This is a genomic window from Pseudomonas sp. ADAK13 (assembly GCF_012935715.1).
Classification (GTDB): domain Bacteria; phylum Pseudomonadota; class Gammaproteobacteria; order Pseudomonadales; family Pseudomonadaceae; genus Aquipseudomonas.
In genome coordinates this window covers 4,471,726-4,491,108 of the sequence record NZ_CP052860.1, presented here as the reverse complement: position 1 = coordinate 4,491,108, position 19,383 = coordinate 4,471,726, and the positions used below count along the sequence as shown (strand labels likewise).

17 protein-coding genes and 1 tRNA gene are annotated in these 19,383 nt (G+C 61.6%); 10 read left to right on the top strand and 8 right to left on the bottom strand.

Annotated features, from left to right (window positions below):
- Nucleotide 1: 1 nt before the first annotated feature.
- The 3 genes from HKK54_RS20800 to HKK54_RS20790 are packed head-to-tail and all read right to left on the bottom strand — an operon-like array spanning nt 2 to nt 3,506.
- Nucleotides 2–1,321, bottom strand: coding sequence for an MFS transporter (locus tag HKK54_RS20800; RefSeq protein WP_237150965.1), 1,320 nt, complete (start codon nt 1,319–1,321; stop codon nt 2–4).
- 47 nt (nt 1,322–1,368) lie between these two features.
- Nucleotides 1,369–2,568, bottom strand: a complete 1,200-nt coding sequence (locus tag HKK54_RS20795) for a CaiB/BaiF CoA transferase family protein (protein ID WP_169387659.1) — start codon at nt 2,566–2,568, stop codon at nt 1,369–1,371.
- Entirely contained in the window at nt 2,565–3,506 is a 942-nt protein-coding gene (locus HKK54_RS20790; protein WP_169387658.1) for a hydroxymethylglutaryl-CoA lyase, read from the bottom strand. Before HKK54_RS20790 ends, HKK54_RS20795 begins: the two co-directional genes overlap by 4 nt.
- Nucleotides 3,507–3,826: 320 nt before the next feature.
- Between HKK54_RS20790 and HKK54_RS20785 the strand changes: the two genes are divergently transcribed.
- The 3 genes from HKK54_RS20785 to HKK54_RS20775 all read left to right on the top strand — a co-directional run bounded on the left by HKK54_RS20785 (nt 3,827) and on the right by HKK54_RS20775 (nt 7,188).
- The gene (locus HKK54_RS20785) at nt 3,827–4,753 is read left to right on the top strand and encodes an SMP-30/gluconolactonase/LRE family protein (RefSeq protein WP_169387657.1); all 927 of its coding nucleotides are present in this window, start codon (nt 3,827–3,829) and stop codon (nt 4,751–4,753) included.
- Between the two features lie 110 nt (nt 4,754–4,863).
- Complete coding sequence (locus HKK54_RS20780; protein WP_169387656.1) at nt 4,864–6,150, top strand: CitMHS family transporter; 1,287 nt, start codon at nt 4,864–4,866, stop codon at nt 6,148–6,150.
- 117 nt (nt 6,151–6,267) lie between these two features.
- Nucleotides 6,268–7,188: an SGNH/GDSL hydrolase family protein gene (locus HKK54_RS20775; RefSeq protein ID WP_169387655.1), complete on the top strand. Its 921-nt coding sequence runs from the start codon at nt 6,268–6,270 to the stop codon at nt 7,186–7,188.
- Between the two features lie 24 nt (nt 7,189–7,212).
- Here the strand turns inward: HKK54_RS20775 and HKK54_RS20770 are convergent, their stop codons facing one another.
- A complete protein-coding gene (locus HKK54_RS20770) occupies nt 7,213–7,689 on the bottom strand; it encodes a hypothetical protein (RefSeq protein ID WP_237150964.1) in 477 nt (158 codons plus the stop codon).
- Between the two features lie 74 nt (nt 7,690–7,763).
- Nucleotides 7,764–8,540: an AraC family transcriptional regulator gene (locus HKK54_RS20765; protein ID WP_010175685.1), complete on the bottom strand. Its 777-nt coding sequence runs from the start codon at nt 8,538–8,540 to the stop codon at nt 7,764–7,766.
- Nucleotides 8,541–8,750: 210 nt separating this feature from the next.
- Here HKK54_RS20765 and HKK54_RS20760 point away from each other — a divergent pair, with 210 nt between their 5' ends.
- The 5 genes from HKK54_RS20760 (at nt 8,751) to HKK54_RS20740 (ending at nt 15,323) form a co-directional block, all read left to right on the top strand.
- Nucleotides 8,751–10,367: an APC family permease gene (locus tag HKK54_RS20760; protein WP_169387653.1), complete on the top strand. Its 1,617-nt coding sequence runs from the start codon at nt 8,751–8,753 to the stop codon at nt 10,365–10,367.
- A gap of 30 nt (nt 10,368–10,397) precedes the next feature.
- Nucleotides 10,398–11,324, top strand: a complete 927-nt coding sequence (locus tag HKK54_RS20755; protein WP_169387652.1) for a 4-hydroxyproline epimerase — start codon at nt 10,398–10,400, stop codon at nt 11,322–11,324.
- Between the two features lie 38 nt (nt 11,325–11,362).
- Nucleotides 11,363–12,310, top strand: a complete 948-nt coding sequence (locus HKK54_RS20750; protein WP_169387651.1) for a dihydrodipicolinate synthase family protein — start codon at nt 11,363–11,365, stop codon at nt 12,308–12,310.
- 178 nt (nt 12,311–12,488) lie between these two features.
- Nucleotides 12,489–14,060: an aldehyde dehydrogenase (NADP(+)) gene (locus tag HKK54_RS20745; protein ID WP_010175694.1), complete on the top strand. Its 1,572-nt coding sequence runs from the start codon at nt 12,489–12,491 to the stop codon at nt 14,058–14,060.
- A 3-nt stretch (nt 14,061–14,063) separates the two neighbouring features.
- The gene (locus HKK54_RS20740) at nt 14,064–15,323 is read left to right on the top strand and encodes an NAD(P)/FAD-dependent oxidoreductase (RefSeq protein WP_169387650.1); all 1,260 of its coding nucleotides are present in this window, start codon (nt 14,064–14,066) and stop codon (nt 15,321–15,323) included.
- 45 nt (nt 15,324–15,368) lie between these two features.
- Here HKK54_RS20740 and HKK54_RS20735 read toward each other — a convergent pair whose 3' ends face one another.
- On the bottom strand, nt 15,369–16,460 hold the full coding sequence (locus tag HKK54_RS20735) for an NADH:flavin oxidoreductase/NADH oxidase (RefSeq protein ID WP_169387649.1): 1,092 nt from the start codon (nt 16,458–16,460) through the stop codon (nt 15,369–15,371).
- Nucleotides 16,461–16,518: 58 nt separating this feature from the next.
- On the opposite strand from HKK54_RS20735, the gene HKK54_RS20730 reads away from it, so the two are divergent.
- Complete coding sequence (locus HKK54_RS20730; RefSeq protein WP_010175700.1) at nt 16,519–16,854, top strand: ArsR/SmtB family transcription factor; 336 nt, start codon at nt 16,519–16,521, stop codon at nt 16,852–16,854.
- 175 nt (nt 16,855–17,029) lie between these two features.
- Nucleotides 17,030–18,202: an alpha/beta hydrolase gene (locus tag HKK54_RS20725; protein ID WP_202026897.1), complete on the top strand. Its 1,173-nt coding sequence runs from the start codon at nt 17,030–17,032 to the stop codon at nt 18,200–18,202.
- Between the two features lie 415 nt (nt 18,203–18,617).
- Here the strand turns inward: HKK54_RS20725 and HKK54_RS20720 are convergent, their stop codons facing one another.
- On the bottom strand, nt 18,618–19,079 hold the full coding sequence (locus HKK54_RS20720) for an anti-virulence regulator CigR family protein (protein WP_169387648.1): 462 nt from the start codon (nt 19,077–19,079) through the stop codon (nt 18,618–18,620).
- A gap of 211 nt (nt 19,080–19,290) precedes the next feature.
- Nucleotides 19,291–19,367, bottom strand: a tRNA-Val gene (locus tag HKK54_RS20715).
- Nucleotides 19,368–19,383: the final 16 nt, after the last annotated feature.

The following is a 19,383-nucleotide window of genomic DNA, read 5'->3' as shown; positions in this document are numbered from 1 at the left end:
ATTATGCTTCCCGCAGGAAAAGCCGCAGCGACACCACCATCGCCGCCGCGACAAACATGATGCACCCCATCACCATCAAGCCCGCCGTGAACGAGCCGGTGTAGTCCTTGAGAAACCCCATCAGGTACGGCCCGACAAAGCCGCCAAAGGCCCCAATCGAGTTGATCAGGGCGATGCCGCCGGCAGCGGCCTGGCCTCGCAGGAACTTGCCGGGCAAGGTGTAGAAAATGGTCTTGCCGGCGATCGTCCCCACCAGCGCCAGGGTGATCCCGGCCAAGGCGGCCACCAGTGTGTCCATCTGCAAGGCGACCAATAACGCCAGGCCGGCCAACAGCATGGCCAGGGTCAGGTTGAGAATCCCCTTGCCGGTGCGGTCCACATGTTTTGCCCACACCAGCAGGCCGATGGTTGCAAAAAAGTAGGGAATTGCCGCTACCCAACCGATCATGCTGATCTCGACACCATGGCCCTTGAGCATCTGCGGCAACCAGATGCCGATGCCGTAGGAGCCCAGGGTAAAGCTGAAGGTGATCGAGCTGAGGATCCACACCCGCGGGTCTTTCAAGGCCGCCTTGAAGCCGTGGCGGTGCTGGCCCTGGCTCTGCTCTTCAGCCAGCAAGCCGGTAAGTACGGCACGTTCCTGCGCCGACAACCATTTGGCCTCGGAAGGCTGGTTGGTCAGCACCTTCAGGGTGATCAGGCCGAGGATACACGCCGGGATGCCCTCGATCAGAAACATCCATTGCCACCCCGCCAGCCCCCAGATGCCATGCATTTGCAGGAGCCACACCGACAACGGCCCTCCCACCAGGAACGAAATCGGCGTGGCGGCGGTAAACCACGCCAGCACCCGGGTGCGGTACTGCGCCGGAAACCACAGGGTCAGGAAAAAGATCACCCCGGGAAAGAACCCGGCCTCGGCCACTCCCAGCACCAGGCGCATGGCGTAGAAACTGTAAGGGCCAACCACCCAGGCCGTGGCCGCCGCCGCAATGCCCCAGGTAATCATGATGCGCGCCATCCACCGCCGGGCGCCAAAGCGGTACATCGCCAGGTTGCTCGGCACCTCACACAGGCAATAGCCGACGAACATGATCCCCGCGCCCAGGCCGAATTGCGTGGCGGTCAAACCCAGCTGCTCGGTCATTTGCAAGGCGGCGTAGCCGACGCTGGTGCGGTCCAGGTAGTTGAAAAAGTAAGCCAGGGCGAGCAGCGGGATCAGGCGCCAGGCAGCCTTGTGCAGGACGCGGGTCTGCTCTGCATCCAGCGCGACGGCGGTGATGGATGGGGTGCCTGATGCAGGTGTCGTGACAATTGCCATGACGGGTTTCCTCGACATTATTGTTATTGGAATGGCGACAAAAGGGCCTAGCGGACCACGCCACGTGCACGCAAGGCGTCGACATCTCTGGCGGCATAACCCAGCTCTTCAAGTAACGCCTGCGAGTGGCTGCCCAGTTGCGGCACGTTCAGGCGCGTATCGAAACGCCGGCCATTCATTTCAAACGGCAGCATCGGCACCTTCACTTCCTCGCCGTTATCCAGCGTCAGATGCGCCAGGCCACCGGAGGCATTCAAGTGCACATCGTCAAACAGATCCTGGGGCCGCTGGATCGGCGAGAACGGCAAGCCAGCCTGCTCGCACATGTCCATGATTTGCTGCTTGGGTAGCGTGGCCAGCCGTTCCCGCACCAGCGGCAGGATTTTCGAGCGGGCGTGCACACGCTGGGTGTTGCGTGCCAGCTCGGGATCGCTGCCCAACTGTTCAAAACCAAACGCCTGGCAGAAGCTCAGCCACTGGCTGTCACTCACCACCCCCATGAAGACTTGCTCGTCATCGCGGGTGTTGAACACGTCGTAGATCGCCCACGCTGAAAGACGGCTGGGCATCGGCGCCGCCGGCTGGCCGGTGGTCGCCATCTGCATCATGTGTTGGCCAACCAGGAACGCAGAGTTCTCGAACAGCCCGGTCTGCACAAACTGGCCCTCCCCGGTCGCCTTGCGTTGCCACAGCGCGGCCAGGATCGAGATAGCGCTGAACATGCCGCCCATCACGTCGTTCACCGAGGCTCCGGCGCGCAGCGGGCGGCCTTCGGGACCGGTCATGTACGCCAGCCCGGACATCATCTGCACCACTTCATCCAGCGCGGTGCGGTGTTCGTAGGGGCCCGGCAGAAAACCTTTCATGGAGCTGTAGATAATGTCGGGCTTGATCGCCTTGACCTGCTCGAAGCCCAGGCCGAGTTTTTCCATGGCACCGGGACGAAAGTTCTCGGTGACCACGTCAGCGCTTTCGATCAACTTGCGCACCGCCGCCATACCCTCCTCGGTCTTGATGTCGACGGCGAAGCTTTTCTTGTTGCGGTTGTAGGTCATCCAGTAACCGGCGCCCGAGCCGGTCAAACGCCGGGTGTTGTCGCCAGCCGGCGTCGGCTCGACCTTGATCACTTCCGCGCCGAGATCAGCCAGCACCAGCCCGCAGGTCGGGCCCATGACCATGTGCACAAACTCGACCACCCGAATGCCGGCCAACGGCAGCGCCTGGATCTTTTGATTCTGCGTGCTCATCGTGCGGCCCCTGCGTAGTGAAAGTTCTTGCCCACGCCGGCATCCGGAATGAACCCGTAGAGCGGCTCGCCAGGCAGGCCTTTTTGCAGCCACTCACGTGCCGCCACCAGCTTGTCGATATCGACACCGGTACGCAGGCCCATGGATTCGAGCAGGTAAACCAGGTCTTCAGTCACGATATTGCCCGACGCGCCCGGCGCATAAGGGCAGCCGCCAATCCCGCCCTGGGAGGCATCGAACGTGGTGACGCCAACGTCCAGCGCCGCCAGCACATTCGCCAGCCCCTGGCCGCGGGTGTTGTGGAAATGCGCACTGCCGGCCCTGGCACCGATTTCGCTGCGCAAGCGGATAAACGCCCGGCGCACCTGGGCCGGGTTGGCGTAGCCGACGGTGTCCGCCAGCCCGACCTCATCCACACCGAGCTCGGCCATGCGCAGCGCCATGCGAATCACATCGTCTTCAGGCACTTCGCCCTGGATCGTGCAACCGAATACCGTCGACAAACCGGCCTCCACTTGCACCTGCGGGAAGTGCTCGTTACGCAAGGCAACGACCTGGCGCACCTCCTCAAACACCTGTTGATGAGTCTTGCGGATGTTGGCCAGGGAATGCGGTTCGCTGACGGAGATCGGCAGCGTGATTTTCTGCACGCCGGCGTCGAAGGCTGCCTGCGCGCCCTTGAGGTTCGGCACCAGCGCCGTGACGAATACGGCCGGACGCTGACGCATATGCACCACCAACTGCGCGGCATCAGCCATCTGCGGCAGCAGCTTGGGCGACACGAAGGAACCAATCTCGATTTCCTGGAGGCCGGCGTCGGCCAGGGCCGTCAGCCACTGCAGTTTGAGGGCAGTGGGCATCGTCGCGGCGACGCTTTGCAGGCCGTCACGCGGGCCTACCTCACTGATCAGAATGTCGATGTTTTTATTAGGGGTCATCACCGGGCCTTTGAAGGTCAATCCATAATTGTTCTATCTGATAGAACGATGTTCTGAAATAAATAATGAGCGCGTTGATTTTCGCTGTCAACGTCCGAAAAGCAGCCGGCGACTTTTACTTGAATGAGGCTAGTCATCGGCTGATCGAATCCATCACCTGGGTCGGGCCAGGCAAAAGACAGGGTTGACAGTCTCAAAAATAACCTCGACATTTGTTCTATTAGAAAGTACATCGTTCTATCCAGCAGAACAAAAACAACAACGCAGCGCGGCCCAACCCTTTTGGGAAGTGCCTTGCCCGCCCCGTAGGAGTTAATCCTGTGAGCCTGTATGCCCCGCCTCGTGATTTGCCCACTCGCGTTTTCAGCACATTGCCGCAGGTTTTCTGGAAGGACGGAGACTCCGACTGGGTGCGCGCCAACAAACCCGGCCAGCGGGTGAAAAGCTTCCTCGAAGGGCCGTCCTTCGATCTGCAGGGCAATCTCTATGTCACGGACATCCCTTATGGCCGAATTTTCCGCATCGACCCGCACGGCCACTGGACGCTGGTGGTGCAATACGACGGCTGGCCCAACGGCCTGAAGATCCATCGCGACGGGCGTATTTTCATTGCCGACTACAAACACGGCATCCTGACCCTGGATCCTGCCAGCGGCGTCATCACGCCGTTTCTGACTCACCACCGCAGCGAAGGCTTCAAGGGTGTGAACGACCTGTTTTTCGATGCCGGCGGCAAGCTCTACTTCACCGACCAGGGGCAGACCGGCCAACAGGATCCCACCGGTCGTGTGTTCGCCTACGACCTGGAGAACCAGAGGCTCACCCGCCTGATCGACAACGGCCCGAGCCCCAACGGGCTGGTCATGGACCTGGCGCAAAACGCGCTGTTCGTCGCCATGACCCGGGGCAACGCGGTGTGGCGCCTGCCGATCCAGCGCGACGGCGGCACCAGCAAAGTCGGGATCTTCACCGCACTGGCGGGCGGCGTGAGCGGCGCCGACGGCATGGCCCTCGACGTGCTCGGCAACCTCTACGTGTGCGATGCCGGCAATGCCTGCGTCTGGGTATTCGACCCCCACGCCGTACCGCTCTATCGCCTCCGCAGCTGCACCGACGGCCGCACGCTGACCAACCTGGCGTTCGGCGGCGAGGGCAACCGGCAACTGTTCATCACCGATTCATCGACCAGTTCGATCCTGGTCGCCGACCTGGAGCACGCCGGCCAACCAATGTTTTCCCACCGCTGAATTAAACCGCCACTGAACGCTGCGAGCAGCACGCAGGGGCTTCGTTCGCCCTGAAAAAAGCCGGCAGTCACTTGCCTGGCGCCCTATAAGACCAACAAAAAGGCACACCCATGTTGATATTCCTGAGCTACGCCATGATCGTCTGCTTCATGTACCTGATCATGAGCAAGCGCCTGTCACCGCTGGTGGCGCTGCTGCTGGTCCCGATCGTTTTCGGCTGCCTGGCCGGCTTCGCCCCGCAACTGGGCGGCATGATGTACGACGGCCTGAAGATGCTCGCCCCCACGGGCATCATGCTGACGTTCGCCATCCTGTATTTCTGCCTGATGACCGACGCGGGCCTGTTCAACCCGCTGATCAAAGTGATCCTGCGCCTGGTCAAGGGTGACCCGCGCAAGATCGTGGTCGGCACCGCCGTGCTCGGCCTGTGTGTGGGCCTGGACGGCGACGGCGCCACCACATACATCATCGCCACCGCTGCGTTTTTGCCGCTGTACCGGCTGACCGGCATTCGCCTGCAAGTCATGGCCACCGTGCTGCTGATGTCGATTGGCGTGATGAATATCCTGCCGTGGGGCGGGCCGTTTTCCCGGGCGGCCAGCGCCATGCACGTGGACATCACCGAACTGTTTGTGAGCATGGTGCCGATCATGGTGGCCGGCGCCGTATGGGTGTTGTTCGCCGCCTGGTGGCTGGGACGCATGGAATTTCGCCGCCTGGGCAAAGTGAGCATCAGCGAGGATGAAGTGCTCAAGGGTTATGCGCACATCCGCCTGGGCGACCCGCGCTTTCTGTTCAACGTGGTGCTGACCATCGCCCTGATCACCTGCATGATGATCAGCCTGATGCCGTTGCCGATCCTGTTCATGATCGCCTTCGGCCTGGCTTGCCTGGTCAACTTCCCGTCCATCAAACAGCAGAAGGAAGTCATCGCACGGCATGCCGACAACGTCATGGCGGTGACCTTGCTGATCTTCGCCGCGGGGATTTTTGTCGGGATCATGGGCGGCACCGGTATGGTCAAGGCGATCTCCGACAACCTGATCGCGCTGCTGCCGCAACAGTCCGGGCCTTACCTGTCGGTGATCACCGCGCTGCTGAGCATGCCGTTTACCTATGTGCTGTCCAACGATGCGTTCTATTTCGGCGTGCTGCCGATCTGGGCACAGACCGCCGCCCACTATGGAATTGATGCAAAGGAGATGGCGATTGCCTCGCTGATCGGCCAGCCGGTGCACCTGCTCAGCCCGCTGGTAGCCTCGACTTACCTGCTGTGCGGCCTGTTGGACATCGACTACGGCGACAACCAGCGCGTCTCGCTGAAATGGACCGTGGGCACGGTGATGGTGATGTTGCTGGCCGCGATTGCGATTGGCGCGATCACCGTCATCAACTGAGGGATGACTGTCGCGGGCGGGACAGACGTTGCGCCCTCAGCTATACGCAGGTCGCAACCGCCCCAGGGCAACTACATCGCCGGCGGTACTCTGGGATGATCACCCGGGAGATTTCCAATGACTCTACGCGCTTGCTTGGCCGCTCTATTGGTACTGACCGCCTCCACCGCCTTTGCCGCCCCGCGCTACGATCACCTGTATGCATTCGGTGACAGCTACTCCGACAACGGTGCAGGTGAACGCTTCACCAAAACCCTGGCCACGCAGAAGGTCAAGGATGCGCAGGAACTGCCCGGCTCGCTGTATTGGAAAGGCCGCTGGAGCAACGGCCCGACGGCCGTCGAGAACCTGGCTCACGCCTTGAAAACGCCCTTGACCGACTACGCAGTGGGCGGCGCCAAGAGTGGCAACGGCAACTATTACGCCTGGATGCAACCGGCACGCGACACCGGCGTTTCGGGCCAGATCGCCGACTACCTGAAATCCGTCAAGGCACACAAGGCAGACCCGAACGCGCTGTATTTCATTTTCATCTCGGCCAACGACTTTTTTGAATGGGCCGACTTCTCGCACCCGGAGTCAGTTGCCGTGCTCAGCCAGAACAGCGTGGCGAACATTCAAAAAGCCACCGAGACGCTGCTTGCCGCAGGCGCCAAGCACGTGATGGTAGTCGGCACCACGGATTTGAGTCATGTGCCGGCCGTGGTGCAAGGCAATCAAGTCGAGAATGCAAAAAGCTACCAACAGGCGCTCGAACAGAAATTGCCGGTAGTGCTGAGTACATTGGCTAAAACCCACCAGGTCAGCATCCGCTACTTCGACCATCTGGCCTTCAGCGACAAGCTGCGTGCGGCGCCCGAGGCTGCGGGGTTGAAAGACCTGGATACGCCCTGCCAACACACCTACCCAGACATCAAGCCTGCGTGTGAAAACCCGGACGCGCATTACTACTGGGATGAATGGCACCCGACGCGCAAGGTGCATGCGCTGGCGGCGGAGGCGATGTTTGAAACGCTGAAGGCTGGCCAGGGTATTTGAACAAGGTCACACGGCCCTATTGAATCAAGGCGAACACCCACCGACGACCGCTTCTCTTCTGAACGAGTCAGGCGCCCGCCCGGTATTTTTGTCGGTGATCTCCACCACGCAGCCACTCACGGGAACCGCCTGGATGATTTGATAAGTCGCGCCAACGACAGGGATAAAACTGGCGACGTTGGCGCAACTGCGAAAATAGTTTTCGCCTTTCTTGTTGGCGCCACCGCTGCTCATGACGTTGACGTAGATGCGCCGGTCGGGGATCAGTAAAAACCGCTCGCTGACCTCGCCTTTGCGAGTGCCCAGCACGCCGGTCTCGGCCGTGTCATTACAGCCCGGGTCGTAGTAGGCCCAATACATTTGCACGCCACCGTTCAACAGGGTGTTAGTGCCCGGGATAGCTTCAAGCGTTGCATGAGGCGCGGTGGGGGCTGGTTGTTGGTAAAAACCGACACAACCTGTCGCCAGGCTGCAGAACAGTGCCAATAAGACCTTTTTCAAAGACAAACTCCCTGTAAACCAGCCAGGCCGGCGTTGACCATGGGCGATTATACCCAGGCAATATCAATTAGACATCACTGCACGCTCGTCGCCTGCCGATACTGCCGCGGCGTAAACCCGGTCAACGCCTTGAACTGTCGGGTAAACGCACTGTGGTCGGTATACCCGCACTGCAACGCCACCTCAGTGATCGGCATCTCGGTATGCAGCAGCCGGTGCGCATGCTCCAGGCGCACTTTCTGGATCATCTGGCGCGGCGTCAGGTGGAACACGCGCTTGCAGTAGCGCTCCAGTTGCGCCACTGAAATCCCGGCAATTCGCGTCAGTTCACCCAACGTGACACGCCGGTTGAAATGCGCCCGAATGTGCTCATCCACAGCCGCCAACCGTTGATAGCCCGGGTGGGTTTCACTGGCGGTCTGCAGGTCGACCGAGATCCCCGCCAGGCCGATGATTGCTCCGTCGCGGTTGTACAGCGGCCATTTGTGCGTCAGGCACCAACCCGGCTCGCGGGTGCCGTAGAGGTGCAATTCCAGCTGGTCTTCCAGCACAAACCCCTGCTCCAGCACCCGCCGATCCTGTTCGGTATAACCGGGGCCCAATTGCGCGGGGAACACCTCGGCGCTGGTTTTTCCCAGCAACGGTTGCAAGTGCTTCAAGCCGCACCGTTGCACCAGGGTGCGATTGGCCAATACGTAGCGCGCCTGCACGTCCTTGATAAAAATCGCGGCGTTGGGAATCACGTCCAGCATCGGCAACAACAGCCCCACCCCTGCCAATAATTCTTCAATGGTGTGCGGGCGGTGGGACTCGCTCCCTTGGCATAGGGTGGCGAACGCGCTCTGCATCATGACGCTCTCTCCTGCATTTTGCGGACAGGCCAGGCGCCCGGCGGGCGGTGCCTGGCGAGCAGATTGCCGCATGGAGGGGGTCATGTCGAGCACTCGAAACTGTGCTGATTTCGTCATCACAGCCTGCGCAAAACATCAATCGCGGCGCCGTTGATGGGTTCACTGTATGGCACTGCATGCCTATCCAATAACCCACAAGAAGGCGCCGCTATGTCAGCCCAAGGCAAGTTCAAGAAACAGCTTTCATTGATCGACCTCACCTTTATCGGACTGGGAGCGATCTTCGGTTCGGGCTGGCTGTTCGCGGCCAGTCACGTCTCTGCCATTGCCGGTCCGGCGGGGATTTTTTCCTGGTTGCTGGGCGGCTTCGCCGTACTGCTGCTGGGCATTGTGTATTGCGAATTGGGGGCGGCATTGCCCCGCGCCGGTGGCGTGGTGCGCTACCCGGTTTACTCCCATGGCCCACTGCTGGGCTACCTGATGGGCTTCATCACGCTGATCGCGTTTTCGAGCCTGGTGGCGATTGAAGTGGTCGCCTCGCGCCAATACGCCGCAGCGTGGTTTCCCGAGTTGACGCAAGCGGGTTCCAGCAACCCCACCGTCCTCGGCTGGTTCGTGCAGTTTGCGCTGCTCTCGCTGTTTTTCGCCCTCAACTACCGCAGCGTGAAGACCTTCGCCATGGCCAATAACCTGGTCAGCGTATTCAAGTTCATCGTGCCGCTGCTGGTGATCGGCGTGCTGTTCACCTTCTTCAAGCCGGAGAATTTCCACAGCCAGGGCTTTGCGCCGTTCGGCCTCTCGGGGATTGAAATGGCCGTGTCCGCCGGCGGGGTGATTTTCGCTTACCTGGGCCTGACGCCGATCATCTCGGTGGCCAGCGAAGTGAAAAACCCGCAACGCACGATTCCGATTGCGCTGATTCTGTCGGTGCTGCTCTCCACTGCGATCTACGTGCTGTTGCAGACCGCTTTCCTCGGCGGCATCCCCACCGAAATGCTCGCCAACGGCTGGGCCGGCGTTGCCAAGGAACTGGCCCTGCCTTATCGCGATATCGCCCTCGCCCTGGGTGTGGGTTGGCTGGCCTATCTGGTGGTCGCCGACGCGGTGATCTCCCCCAGCGGTTGCGGCAACATCTACATGAACGCCACACCACGGGTGATCTACGGCTGGGCGCAAACCGGGACCTTCTTCAAGGTCTTCACCCGCATCGATGAAAAGTCCGGTATCCCGCGCCCGGCGCTGTGGCTGACCTTTGGGCTGTCGGTGTTCTGGACCCTGCCCTTCCCGTCGTGGGAAGCGCTGATCAACGTGGTGTCCGCCGCGCTGGTGCTGAGCTACGCCGTGGCGCCGGTGTCCGTTGCCGCCCTGCGTCGCAATGCGCCTGACCTGCCGCGCCCGTTCCGGGTCAAGTGGATGGGTCTGCTCGGCCCACTGTCGTTCATCATCGCCGCGCTGATCGTCTACTGGTCGGGCTGGAGCACCGTGTCGTGGCTGCTTGGCCTGCAAATCCTGATGTTTGTGGTGTACCTGTTGTGCGGCCGTTTTGTGCCGACCCTGCACCTCAGCCTGGGCCGCCAGGTGCGCTCTTCCGCCTGGCTGATCGGCTTCTACGCCGTGACCATCATCCTGTCGAAACTCGGCAGCTTCGGCGGCCTGGGCATCCTCAGCCATCCGTTCGACACCGTGGTCGTCGCCGCCTGCGCGCTGGGTATTTATTACTGGGGCGCGGCCACCGGCGTGCCGGCCCATCTGGTTCGCCTGGAAACCGAAGACGATGAAAGCGAAGCCCCTGAGCCCGACATGGGCCGGGCGCAGCTTGCTTCCTGAACGTCAGCCCACTCCTGAATGGATAGCGATATGAAACGAGTCCACATCATTGACTCCCACACCGGCGGCGAACCCACGCGCCTGGTGATGAGCGGTTTCCCCGAGCTTGCCGGCGAGACCATGCTCGACAAGCTTGAAGCGCTGCGCACGCAGCATGACCCATGGCGCAGGGCGTGCCTGCTGGAACCCCGTGGCAACGATGTGCTGGTGGGCGCGCTGTATTGCGCGCCGGTCTCGGCCGATGCCACCTGCGGCGTGATTTTCTTCAACAACGCCGGCTACCTCGGCATGTGCGGCCACGGCACCATCGGCCTGGTTGCCTCGCTGCATCACCTGGGCCGGATCGCCCCGGGAGTGCACAAGATCGACACGCCCGTCGGCCCGGTCAGCGCCACGCTGCATGCAGACGGCGCGGTAACCCTGCGCAACGTGCCCGCCTATCGCTATCGCCAACAGGTGCCGGTGGATGTGCCCGGGTATGGCCGGGTCTACGGCGACATCGCCTGGGGCGGCAACTGGTTCTTCCTCGTCTCCGAGCACGGGCACGTGCTGCAAATGGACAATGTCGAAGCCCTGACCGATTACACCTGGGCCATGCTCAAGGCCCTGGAGGCACAGCGCGTCCACGGCGAAGACGGCGCACTGATCGATCATATCGAACTGTTCGCCGACGACGCCCGGGCCGACAGCCGCAACTTCGTCATGTGCCCGGGTAAAGCCTACGACCGCTCGCCCTGCGGCACCGGCACCAGCGCCAAGCTGGCGTGCCTGGCGGCCGACGGAAAACTCGCCGCCGGTGAACCCTGGGTGCAGGCGAGCATCACCGGCAGCCAATTCGAAGGCAGCTATGAATGGGAAGGCGACCGTGTGCGCCCTTCCATCACCGGCCGCGCCTACATGACCGCCGACAGCACCTTGCTGATCGACGAACAGGATCCCTTCGCGTGGGGCATCTGAACCGCCCCCGCCCCTTCAATCAAACTGGAGCTGAAACCATGAACACCCACATTTTCACCGGCTGCATCCCCGCCCTGATGACCCCGTGCACCGCCGAGCGCAAACCGGACTTCGACGCACTGGTCGCCAAGGGTCGCGAACTGATCGATATCGGCATGAGCGCGGTGGTGTACTGCGGCTCCATGGGCGACTGGCCGTTGCTGACCGAGGCCGAGCGCCAGGAAGGCGTGGCGCGCCTGGTGGCCGCCGGCGTACCGACCATCGTCGGCACCGGCGCGGTCAACAGCCGTGAAGCCGTGGCCCACGCGGCGCACGCAGCGAAAGTCGGGGCCCACGGTTTGATGGTCATCCCGCGCGTGCTGTCCCGTGGCGCCTCGGCGACTGCGCAAAAGGAGCATTTTGCGGCCATCCTCAAGGCGGCGCCGAACCTGCCGGCGGTGATCTACAACAGCCCTTACTACGGCTTCGCCACCCGCGCCGACCTGTTCTTCGAACTGCGCCGCGAGTACCCGAACCTGATCGGTTTCAAGGAATTCGGCGGCGCTGCCGACCTGCGTTACGCGGCAGAGCACATCACCTCCAGGGACGATGACGTGACCCTGATGGTGGGCGTGGATACCCAGGTGGTCCACGGTTTCGTCAACTGCAACGCCACCGGCGCAATCACCGGCATCGGCAACGCGTTGCCGCGGGAAGTGCTGCAACTGGTGGCCCTGAGCAAGAAAGCCGCCAAGGGCGACGCCACCGCACGCCGCCAGGCCCGGGAGTTGGAATCGGCGCTGGCAGTACTGTCGTCCTTCGACGAAGGCTGCGACCTGGTGCTGTTCTACAAGCACCTGATGGTGCTCAACGGCGACAAGGAATACACCCTGCACTTCAACGAAACCGATGCCCTGAGCGATGCCCAGCGTCGTTATGCCGAGAACCAGTACGCGCTGTTCCGCCAGTGGTACGCCAACTGGTCGGCCGAGCAGAACGTCGCTTAACACTACTGTCGGCAACAAAAATCAAATGTGGGAGCTGTCGAGCCCGGGCGAGGCTGCGATGGGATCACCGCGCAGTGCCTGCCAGACCGCAGCGCCTGCATCGCAGCCTCGCTCGGGCTCGACAGCTCCCACAGTGGATTTTCTTTGCCAGGCCTATCTTTACTTTCAGGACTACGCCATGACTCTGAAGGGCACCATGCTGATTGGTCAGCACTCCATTCCAGGCAGCCGCGAGGCCATCCGGGCGATCAATCCTGCCACCAACCTTGCGTTGGAACCCGCCTACGCCGGCGGCACCGCCGAACATGTCGAACACGCCTGTGCGTTGGCGTGGAGCGCCTTCGATAACTATCGCGAAACGTCGTTGGCGGCTCGCGCCGAATTCCTTGAAACCATCGCCAGCGAAATCGAAGCCTTGGGCGATGAACTGATTGAACGGGCGATGGCCGAGACCGGCCTGCCGCGCCCACGCATCCAGGGCGAGCGCGGACGCACCTGCCAGCAGTTGCGTACCTTTGCCCGCACGGTGCGCGCCGGTGAATGGCTGGATGTGCGGGTCGATTCTGCGCAGCCGGATCGCCAACCGCTGCCCCGCTCGGACCTGCGTCAGCGCCAGGTGCCGCTGGGGCCCGTGGCAGTCTTTGGCGCGAGTAATTTTCCGCTGGCATTCTCGGTGGCCGGCGGTGATACCGCGTCGGCACTGGCGGCCGGTTGCCCGGTGATCGTGAAGGCTCACGGCGCGCATCCTGGCACCAGCGAACTGGTGGGCCGCGCGGTGGCCAAGGCCGTTCAGCACTGTGGCCTGCCTGAAGGGGTGTTTTCGCTGCTGTACGGCTCGGGCCGCGAAGTGGGCATTGCGCTGGTCTGCGACCCGCGTATCAAGGCCGTGGGTTTTACCGGTTCGCGCAGCGGCGGCATCGCCTTGTGCCAGGCAGCCCAGGCGCGTCCCGAGCCGATTCCGGTGTATGCGGAAATGAGTTCGATCAATCCGGTTTATCTGTTTCCGGCGGCACTGAGCACGCGGGGCGAAGCATTGGCGCAGGGATTTATCGCGTCCCTCACCCAGGGTGCCGGCCAGTTCTGCACCAACCCCGGGCTGGTGATTGCCGTTGCCGGACAAGCGCTGGACCACTTCATCGACAGCGCCACCCATTGGCTTCAACGCAGCGCTGCCCAGACCATGCTCACACCGGGGATCTTCAAGGCTTACGAAGACGGCGTCAGCGAGTTTGCCAAGCACGCTCAGGTCGCGGGTACAGGTTTGCCGGCAGCGGGCCCCAACCAGGGCCGAGCCCATCTGTTCGTGACCCAGGCCCGGGACTTCCTCGCCAATCACAACCTGCAGGCCGAGATCTTCGGCGCCGCCTCGTTGATTGTGCAATGCGCCAATGCCGATGAAGTCCGCCAGGTCAGCGAACACCTGGAAGGCCAACTCACCGCCACCCTGCACCTGGATGATGACGATCTGGAAACCGCCCGCGCATTGCTGCCAACCCTGGAGCGCAAGGCCGGCCGCCTGCTCGTCAACGGCTGGCCGACCGGCGTGGAAGTGTGTGATGCGATGGTGCATGGCGGGCCTTTCCCGGCCACCTCGGACTCGCGCACCACCTCGGTGGGCACGGCCGCCATCCTGCGATTCCTGCGGCCCGTGTGCTACCAGGACTTCCCGGATGGCTTGCTGCCGACGGCGCTGCAACACGGCAATCCATTGCTGTTGCGGCGCTTGCTCGACGGTCAGAGAGAAGCCTAGGCCATGTCCGATAACGTCATGCCTGATATCGCCGTAGTGGGCGCCGGAATCATTGGCGTTGCCTGCGCGCTGCAACTGGCCCGCCAGGGGCGGCACGTGGTGATCATTGACAAGCAGGAACCCGGCCATGGCGCCTCGTTCGGCAACGCCGGGCACCTGGCGACCGAACAGGTATTCCCTATCGCGGACGCGTCGATCCTGACGCGCTTGCCCGCCATGCTCATGGACCCGATGGGCCCGCTGCGCCTGGACTGGAAATACATGCCGCGCGCGCTGCCATGGTTTACCCGCCTGCTGTTGAACCTGCGCCCGGCGGCATTCCAGCGCACGGTCGCCGGCATTCGCGCCCTTAATGAAAGCAGCCTGGGCGCATGGCACCGGCTGCTGGGCAGTATTGATCGCACCGAACTGATGCGCGAAGACGGCTCGCTGCTGGTCTTCGAACGCCCCGCGTCGCGGCAAGCCATCGACGCCGTGCAGGCCCGCATGCGTCAGCAACAAGTGCCGGTGGATTATTGGCAAGCCCGTGCGGTGCAGAATGTGGCGCCGCAACTCAGCGAAAGCATTCAGGGCGGGTTGTTCTTTCCGCGTACCGGTCATTTTCTCGATCCCTACCGGGTGGTTTGCGAACTGATGGACGCAGCCAAGGCCAGCGGGGTGCAGTTTCTCAGGCGACAAGTCGTAGGTGGCAAGCTGGACGCACACGGTGTCTCGTTGATGACCGACCAAGGCACGGTGGCGGCGCGCCAGGTATTGATTGCCTGCGGCGCGCATTCGGCCAAATTGACTGCGGCACTCACGGGCAAGAAGGTCCCGCTGGACACCGAGCGCGGCTATCACCTGATGCTGCCCCATGAGCATGAGCGACTGCCGTTTGCTGTCACCTCACTGGAACGCAAGTTCATCATGACGCCCATGACCGACGGGCTGCGATTGGCGGGCACGGTGGAATTCGCGGGCCTTGATCGACCACCGAACATGCAGCGCGCCTGGCAGTTGCACCGGCTGAGTCATGGGTTGTTTCGGCGTAATTTGAGTGCGGAGGACGCGACGCCGTGGATGGGGTTTCGCCCTTCCCTGCCGGACTCGCTGCCGATTATCGACAAGGTGTGCGATGGCAAGGTGTTGCTTGCGTTTGGGCATCAGCACCTGGGGCTGACGCAGGCCGCGGTGACAGCCGAATTGATTGGCCAACTGGTGTCACCCGCGTTTTTCAGCCAGGACTTGCCGGCGCTGGGGCCCTATCGGCTGAGCCGTTTCTGAAAGGAGCGGCACCCGAATTCGGTGCCGCCCGTCTGTTGGCGCTACTTAGCGATAACGTTCCAGCCAGTGAGCGTAAGGCGCGGGCAAGGTCCAGGATGACTTATCGATCCCCAGTTCCTTGGCCGCAAAGTACGCCCAATGTGGATCGGCCAAATGGGCGCGCCCTACCGATACCAAGTCGAGCTGCCCGGCCTGCAACGCACCTTCTGCCAGTTGCGGAGTACCAAAGCCCCAGGCAGAAGTCACCGGCAAACCGGCCTCGCGACGCACACGCTCGGCGATCGGCCCCATAAATGCCGGGCCCCACGGAATGTTGGCATCGGGCGTGGAGAAACCGACGCTGACGCTCAGCAAGTCCAGGCCACCGGCCTTGAAACGACGGGCAAGCTCGATGGACTCCGTCAGGGTCTGCTCGTCACGACCGTCATATTCGATCACGCCAAACCGTGCGGTCAGTGGCAGGTTTTCTGGCCATACCTCGCGCACTGCGGCAAGGGTTTCCAACAGGAAGCGGCTACGGTTATCGAAGCTGCCACCGTAGGCATCGGTGCGTTGGTTGGAATGCTCGGAGAAAAAGCTCTGGCCCAGGTAACCGTGGGCGAAATGCAGTTCGATCCATTCAAAACCGGCGTCACGGGCACGACGAGCAGCATCGACGAAGTCCTGACGAACCCGCGCGATATCTTCCAGGGTCATCGCGCGTGGGACATTCGGCAGGTGTGTGCCAAAAGGGATGGCCGATGGTGCAATGGTCTGCCAGGACCGGGCATCGGAAGCCGGGATATGGTCATCGCCTTCCCACGGACGATTGGAACTGGCCTTACGACCGGCGTGACCAATCTGGATGCCAGGGACCGAACCTGCGGCCTTGATGGCTTTGACCATGGGCACGAAGGCTTGCGCATGCGCGTCGCTCCAGATCCCCGCGCAGCCAGGTGTGATGCGCCCTTCAGGCGCTACAGCGGTCGCCTCGACCACCAGCAGACCCGCGCCGCCACGGGCCATACTGGCGAGATGCACGTGGTGCCAGTCGTTGACCATGCCGTCGTCAGCCTGGTACTGGCACATCGGCGGGATAGCGATCCGGTTGCGCAACGTCACGTCTTTCAGCTTGTAGGGTTCGAACAATGCAGCCATGAAAAATCTCCTGAAGCGAAGGTGGGATAATTTTCGATTGTTCGATGCTAATCGAACTATGGTGTTAAGCGATAGCCCTGTTATCATTCGCTTCATGCGAGCCTTCAAACACCCCAATGCCGAAGACCTGATTCTCGAACGCGTGCTCTACGCGTTAAGTGACCCTGTTCGACTGGAAATCGTTCGCTGCCTGGCTGGCGTCACCGAGGCCACCTGCGGCGAGCTGGACGGCGGACGGCCGAAATCCAGTGTCTCCCATCACTTCCGGGTGTTAAGGGATGCGGGGCTTGTTCACACCCGCAGTGTTGGCACGACCCATATGAACTCGTTGCGCACTGATGTAATGGACAGCCGTTTTCCAGGGCTGGTCCAGGCGATCCTTTCCCAGCAGTGAGCATGCCCGCTGCGGTGGCGCCTTTTCCTACGCCGGCCAGCGCTACAGGCGAAATGTCTTGCGACTGTTTTGCACTACCAGCAGCGGCAGCCCGGTGATTATCGTGCATGACTTTACGGTTACGCGACGCCGGGAACCCGCCTTGAACAACACCCGCTCCTTCTCCATGCGCACGATGCTGCGAAGCGCCGCCTTCGCGATCATTACCCTTCTATTTGCCAATACCGCCATCGCCGAATCGGCCATGCCTTTGGGCCAGAAATCGTTCGAGTCGTATCGCCTCGATACCTGGCAGTGGCTGCGGAAGTATCGCGACTTCCAGGGCACCGACAAGGAAGCCGAACTCAACTGGAACGCGCCGCAGGAATGGCGCCCGGCTGGAACACCCAAACGCGGGATCATTCTCGTGCACGGCCTGGGCGACTCTCCGTGGTCGTTTCACGATATCGGCAGCGCACTGGCTGCGCGCGGCTTCCTGGTAAGGACCGTGCTGCTTCCCGGCCACGGCACACAACCGGCCGACATGCTGCAAGTACGCATGGAAGACTGGCGCCGGGTGGTGGACGAACAGGCCGCGATACTTCGCGCAGAAGTGGGCGAGATTTACCTCGGCGGCTTCTCCACCGGTGCCAACCTGGTCCTCGACTACGCCTACAAACACGACGACGTCGCCGGGCTGCTGCTGTTCTCCCCCGCTTTCCAGTCCAGTATGACCTACGACTGGCTGACCCCCCTTATCAGTTGGGCCCGCCCGTGGCTGCTGGCGCCAGACGCCAGCCGGCCACAGCAGAGCCTGGTGCGCTACATGACCGTCCCCACCAATGGCTTCGCCCAGTTCTACCGCAGCAGCCGAGTAGCCCGCCAGGACCTGGAGCGTCGTCCCTACGACAAACCGGTGTTCATTGCCGTAGCAGCACACGACTCAGTGCTCGATACGAACTATGTGCTGGAGACCTTCCAACAGCGCTTCAGTCATCCACACAGCCGCTTGGCCTGGTACGGAACACTGCCGGAGAGCGCCTGGGATACGCCGCGGGTAAAAGCGCGCACCGACTACGTGCCAGAACTGCGGATCAGCCAGTTCTCACACATGGGGTTGTTGTTCTCACCCGACAACCCGCTCTACGGCGAACAGGGCAGCCTGCGGTTTTGCTGGAACGGCCAGACGGAAGACGCCACCCGCGCCTGCGAACAAGGGTCAGAGGTCTGGTATTCGGACTGGGGTTATCGTGAGCCGGGCAAGATGCACGCGCGGTTGACGTTCAATCCGTACTTCAACTGGCAGCTTGGGCTGATTGATGAGGTGCTGGGCAACCTGGCTCTGGCTGGTGACAACGCTGGGCGCTGAAACCCTTTCACATTCCTTTCACAGATAAACATCTATGGTTTCCCTGCTCCTGGTGAAACCCTCAAGCCCGCGCTCCCCATCGCGGGCTTTTCTTTGCCTGTGATATATGGCTTTGTCCGGGTACAAGGCACCGTTCTCGTTACGAACCCTCGCTCGGCCAACGTCCTGAAAAAAAGCGGATATCAATACGAAGGAACGCTGAGGTCGTTCCGTATGGTGCGTGGCAGGCCCGGGGACTTTGAAATGTACGCCCTCTTGAATACCGACCGAGCCTGAAAGGGTTGCCTGGCTGTTTGTAGAGACATACCAGAACGTGGAGTCAGGTGGTTGTTTCCCCAAACGATAGTGTTCGGAATATCAGCTTAAGTGAGTGCAGACGCGACCCGGGCGACGAGGTCATGGCTCCGTAAGCACATCAATCAAAGGCCCCGTTGAGGACTTCGTAAATTATGCCGGAAGCGATTGCGACCAGTATTAGATCAGTGCCCGCTTGTTGCCATTCGTAGCCGTCGTAATGGGGCAGTCTGCCGAGCAAGCGACCATCCAGCTTCTTGGCAATGCCAGGAGGAAGAGGTTTTCCTCTGGCCAGGTTCTTTTGTATTCCGGGTGGCAGTGAAGGGCCTGGGCGCCAATAGTCACGGTAGCCACCGACCACACCCAGTACGCCGCCCCGGTCAATGCTGGGGCCGCGCGCCCAATCATCTGCGCTGGAACCTTTCCCCTTATTACCCTGGTTGCCATGGCCCTGGCCGCCCTGAGAGTTGCCTTTTCCATTGCCTTGACCCTTCCCATTCCCTGGGTCGGCCAGCGCCGCCACTGAGCCAACGGCCAAAGCAAGGCAGGTAACAGCGGCTACAAACGAGCGAGATTTCAACATGATCGTCTTATCCAAAAGGGAATACCCACTTGAAAGGTAGACGGTATTGCCGATTTTAGTTCCGCATAACTCTGAAGCGGCGGTTTACATGAAGGTGAAAGCCGACCCGAAAAGGTGGGAGTTTTGCAAAAGATTTGCAAATCGCAGACAACAAAAAAGGGCCCACCTTTCGGTGAGCCCTTCTAGACCGCCCAGCAGAGCGGATTTTGTTTGGTAGGCGCGATTGGACTCGAACCAACGACCCCCACCATGTCAAGGTGGTGCTCTAACCAACTGAGCTACGTGCCTGCTGTGAGGCGGCATT